Source organism: Candidatus Methylomirabilota bacterium, assembly GCA_036002485.1.
Taxonomy (GTDB): domain Bacteria; phylum Methylomirabilota; class Methylomirabilia; order Rokubacteriales; family CSP1-6; genus AR37.
Genome location: DASYTI010000042.1, coordinates 1 through 4,811 on the forward strand (window position 1 = coordinate 1; position 4,811 = coordinate 4,811).

The window sequence follows — 4,811 nt, forward strand, 5'->3', positions numbered from 1 at the left end:
CGTCGACGCCGTCTTCGCGCGGGACTACCCGCTGGTGCAGGGGGTGGTCCTGCTCATCGCCGTCGGGTTCATCCTGAGCAACCTGCTCGTGGATCTCCTCTATGGCTGGATCGATCCGCGGATCCGATATCGCTGAGCCGGCCGGGGCCATCGCTCGGACGCCGCGGGCGCTGCCCGTGCGCGAACGGCGCTGGCTAGTCCTGCGGCATGCCGCGCGCACCCGGCTGGCCCCGCTGGGCGTCGTGGTGATGCTCCTGGCCCTGATGGTCGCTCTGCTGGCGCCCGTCGTGTCCCCGTATGACCCGCTCAAGCAGGACCTCGGCAATGCCTTGGCCAAGCCCGGTCGCGCCCATCTCCTGGGCACCGACAACGTGGGGCGTGATGTGCTCTCGCGAATGATCTGGGGCACCCGCGTCTCGCTCGTGGCCGGCTTCGGCTCGGTCGCCATCGCGGTGATGGCGGGCGGGCTCCTCGGCTTGCTGGCGGGCTATGCGGGGGGTCGCGCCGACGGGCTGGTGATGCGGCTCATGGACGCGGTGCTCTCGTTTCCTCCTCTCGTGCTTGCCCTGGCCCTCGGCGCCGTGCTGGGAGCGGGGCTGGGCGGCGTGGTGATCGCGCTCGGCGTGGTGTACACGCCCACCTTTGCCCGCCTGATGCGCGGCCAGGTGCTCACCATCACGGCGCGCGACTACGTGGAAGCGGCCCGCGCCCTGGGCGCCCCGGGCTGGCGCATCGCCTGGCATCACGTCTTGCCCAATGCCATGGCGCCCATCGTGATCCAGGCGTCGCTGAGCGTGGCCTTCGCCATCCTGGCCGAGGCCTCGCTGTCCTTCCTGGGGCTCGGCATCCAGCCCCCCGGCGCCTCCTGGGGCAGCATGATCAATGCCGGCCGCGGCTATCTCCAGCAGGCGCCCTGGATCGTCTTCGGTCCCGGCGCCGCCCTGTTCATCACGGTGGTAGGCTTGAACTTCGTGGGCGATGCCGTGCGCGATGCTCTGGATCCGCGACTGCGGGCGTGAGGGGACTCCAGCTCAGAGAATCCCTCTCCCCCGCGAGGGGAGTGGGTCGCCGTTCGAGCTGAGACGCTGCCGACGAGCCGACGGCGAGGAGAGCGGCGAGGCGAGAGCTGAAACGGTTGAGGGGGCGGCGCCGAGTCGACTGTACCTCTGAGGAAAGGATCCCATGCCAAACGTCTACGCCCTCTCCGGCGGTCTCATCGATCTCGACCGGAGCGGCTTCTTCTGCGACGTGGCCCCGGGCACGCGCATGACGGTGCCCGTGATCTGCTTCTTGATCGGACACCCACGCGGCAATGTTCTCGTCGATACTGGCGTGCATCGCCAGGCTCTGACCGACCCGGTCGGCCGTCTCGGTGAGGGGCGCGCTTCGCGATTCCGCCTCCGCTCCAAGCCGAGCGACGAGGTGGTGAGCCAGCTCGCCCTGCTCGACCTCGCCCCCAAAGACATCCGCTACGTCGTCAACTCCCACTTCCACTTCGACCATTGCGGCGGCAACGAGTTCTTCCCCCAGTCGACGTTCCTCGTCCAGCGCCCCGAGATGGAAGCGGCCCGCCAGGTGCTGGCCGGCGCCCAGATGCGCTACAGCCCGAGCCCCATCGATTTCGACTTGCCCCTCGACTACCAGCTGCTGGACGGCGAGCACGATGTCTTCGGCGACGGCCAGGTCGTCCTGCTGCCGACCTACGGTCACACCCCCGGCCACCAGTCGGTCCGGGTGCGTGGGGGCAGGGGCACGGACTTCGTGCTGACCGCCGATGCCTGCTACACGCGGGAGAACATGGACCGCGATGTCCTGCCCAACACGCTCTGGGATCCCGCGGAGATGTCGCGCTCGCTCGCCAAGCTGCGCGAGTTCAGGGACCGCCAGGGCGCGACGGTGGTCTACGGCCACGACGCGGCTCAGTGGCAGGAGCTGTCACGCGCTCCCGCCCCCCTGCGGTAGATCTCCCGGTCTCGCGCTCCGACGGTCAGCGTCGAGAGGTAGCGCCGACATCGTTCCACGGCGCGAACGGGTTCTCGACGTGGTAGAGGGCGGGGGCCAGGGCCGGGAAGTGGCGCAGGAGCACGCTCCGCATGCCGTTGTTCTCGATCCAGTCGAGGCCGGCCTGGCTGTAGATGGCTGGGGTGAAGTCCGTGGTGAAGAACCGATCGCTCTTCAATCGTCGCGAGGCCATGAGGATGAAGAGCCGGAACGCCGTATCGCTGAAGCCGAAACCGGGGGGCGGCGTCTCCGCGAACAGGCCGACCATCAGGTCCACGCGATCGACGTGTCCGTAGACCTCCCGGAGCTCGCGCGCCCACTCCGGATTGCTCGTGAGCTGCTCGAAGGACTTGACCCGGGGCAAGTGGAAGAGCTCCCGGAAGCGGTTGTAGCGAGGGATGCCTCGCTCGCGATCTCTCACGATGTCGATGGCGGCCAGGTCGATGATCTCATCCACGTCGCCATCGCTCTTGCGCCGGCGGAGGCGACGCATCCAGTCCGGAAAGTTGTGGAGGGTCAGCGCGCCCGGATTGGCCCGGCCCAGGGAATAGAAGAGATCGGCCATCCCCACCGTGCCGTCCGCCAGCGCATGCGTGCGGGCGCGCGGCCCCACCACGTCCGAGGGATCGTCGTCGGCCTCCGCCCCCAGGGAGAAGGTCTGGAGCAGACGCCCGTCTCGCACGCCATGGACGTCGAGACGATCGGGCATCAAGGGGTGCATCCGGTACACGGACACGAACTCTTCGGTGAGGCAGTAGTCCGCCCCGGCGTGGTCGGTGGCCGAGCCGGGGATGCCGCTGACCGCTTCCGATTCGCTGATGCGGCCAAAGGCCCGGCGGACTCTCTCCGTGGCGAGGCCGAACCAGTTCCCGCGAAGCCCGATCTGGACGGCGGGGTGGGCGAGGATGGCGGGGGTCCAGTCGACGCTGTGGATCTTGGCCATGAGGGCGACGTTGACGAGGCGCGCGGTGGCGTAGAGCTGCTCGTCGTCCCAGTCGGGATACTCGCGGGCGAGATGATCGCAGATGGCGTTGTGCTCGCTGGCAAAGAGGTTGTGGAGCAGGCTGAGCCCGATCCACCAGTTGCCCGTGAAGGCCGTCTTCTCCAAGCCGTTCTGCTTCACGAGCAAGAGCTCGTGCGCGTCCACGGCGAGCTTGCCCTGCTTGCCCGCGCGATAGTAGGCGTCGGCGATCTGGCTGCTCCCGTAGATCTGTGACCCGTCCCACCAGTGCGACTCGGCATTGGCGAAGGTGGGAGGACCGGCGCCATCGTTCGCCGCACGGGTCGGATCAGGCCTTGTCCGACGAATTCTCATGGGGCACTGGTGCCACTGGTCTCCCGCGGGAATGGACACCTCGATCTCGCCGCCCTTGACGGGGCTGCCGTGATTGAACCAGTCGTGAACCTGGAACTGGATCCAGGCCGCCGCGAGCAGGTTGAGGCTGGGGGCCGGCTTGAAGCCGCCGGCGCCCCGGGACAGCAGCTTCTGGCTGATGAGCCGGGGGTTGGGCTCGAGGAGCGCCTGGTCGCGCTCGGGAATCACTTCGCTCAGCGGGATGTTCCGGCCGAACCTGGCGCCACGGCTGCTCAGGGTGAACCCGGAGGTGTCCATGGGGTCGGCGGGATTCAGGCTGGCGCTTCCCATGGCTGGCCGGGTGAGGTCATTGTAGAAGCCGTCGGGCTCTCGAGAGACCAGGTGCCGTGGACGGAACGGCACGACGGCCCGCTCGCCTTGCGGGTTCGAGACGGGAACGTGCGAGGTGTCGTGAAGGTTCTTCGCCCGCAACACGTCCCGGAGGGCGAGGATGTTGGCCACGGCCAGCACGTTGGGGAGCCGGTGCCAGGCCACGAAGCGGTTGAGGAGCTGGAACACCTTCCCGTGGAGATACAGGAGCAACGAATCCGGATCGGTCTCCCGGAAGATCAGGGCGTACAGGAAGCTCGAGGTCACCACGAGGGCGAAGCCGATGCCGAGAAGATGCGCGACCGTGGTGGCCTTGGCGGCGAGGACGAGGGCCCCGAAGAACATCATGAACGTGAAGAGATGGACGGCTCCCCGCTGGAGCTGGATCCACCGGACCCTTCGCGTGACGAGCCAGGCGAGGGCGACGTCGAGCCCCCACCAGAAGGTCAGAAGAAAGTCCATGCCGGGATGCTCGACGGTTCGCTCCGGGCTCGCGCCCGCGTTCGAGTTGCTCGCGAAGATCTCGACGATGTTGCCGTGGAAAGTTCCCCACACCGTCCAGTAGACGTGGAACAAGAAGGCGACGTAGGCCATGGTCCACAGCCACCGCCAGCACGCGCCGGTCTCCCCGGGCCGCCGGAGGACGAAGGAACAGAGGGCCGGCGTCACGAGGAGGGTGGTGACCCAGATCGTGAAGATGACGCGATAGAAGGTCACGGGGTGGCCGCCGTCCGGTCCGGCGATTCGTGTCACCACCTCCGCGCCGACGTGGGCGAGGGCAATCAGACCGAGCGAAAACAGCACCAGAGGAAGAAAGCTGGACGTTGGCCTCGCGGGGTGTCCGGCATTCTGGATCATCAGGCTCCCCTCGTCTCCGTTAGCCTGGACTATTCGCAGACAACGCAACCCTGGTCTACTCAGCCCTCGCCTCAGGGCTTCGCCCTTCAGCTCGAACTGCGGCCCTCTCCCCCTTCGGGGGCGAGGGATCAAAATGAATCCCTCTCCCTCTCCGAGGGAGAGGGCCGCAGCTCGAGCTGAAGAGCGCAGCCCTGAGGCGAGGGCTGAGTAGACCAGGGTTGCGTTGTCTGCGAATAGTCCAGGCTAACGGAGACGAGGGGAGCCTGAT

At 67.6% G+C, this 4,811-nt stretch carries 4 protein-coding genes; 3 read left to right on the top strand and 1 reads right to left on the bottom strand.

What is annotated here, in order from left to right; all coding sequences use genetic code 11:
• From VGT00_05045 to VGT00_05055, 3 genes are all read left to right on the top strand, one after another.
• On the top strand, nucleotides 1-136 hold a 136-nt coding region (locus VGT00_05045; GenBank protein HEV8530761.1), incomplete at its 5' end, for an ABC transporter permease subunit.
• Nucleotides 102-1,019, top strand: coding sequence for an ABC transporter permease (locus tag VGT00_05050; protein ID HEV8530762.1), 918 nt, complete (start codon nucleotides 102-104; stop codon nucleotides 1,017-1,019). The genes VGT00_05045 and VGT00_05050, both read left to right, overlap by 35 nt.
• A 163-nt stretch (nucleotides 1,020-1,182) precedes the next feature.
• Entirely contained in the window at nucleotides 1,183-1,962 is a 780-nt protein-coding gene (locus VGT00_05055; GenBank protein HEV8530763.1) for an N-acyl homoserine lactonase family protein, read from the top strand.
• 25 nt (nucleotides 1,963-1,987) lie between these two features.
• On the opposite strand, the gene VGT00_05060 is transcribed toward VGT00_05055, so the two are convergent.
• On the bottom strand, nucleotides 1,988-4,543 hold the full coding sequence (locus tag VGT00_05060; GenBank protein ID HEV8530764.1) for a peroxidase family protein: 2,556 nt from the start codon (nucleotides 4,541-4,543) through the stop codon (nucleotides 1,988-1,990).
• Nucleotides 4,544-4,811: the final 268 nt, after the last annotated feature.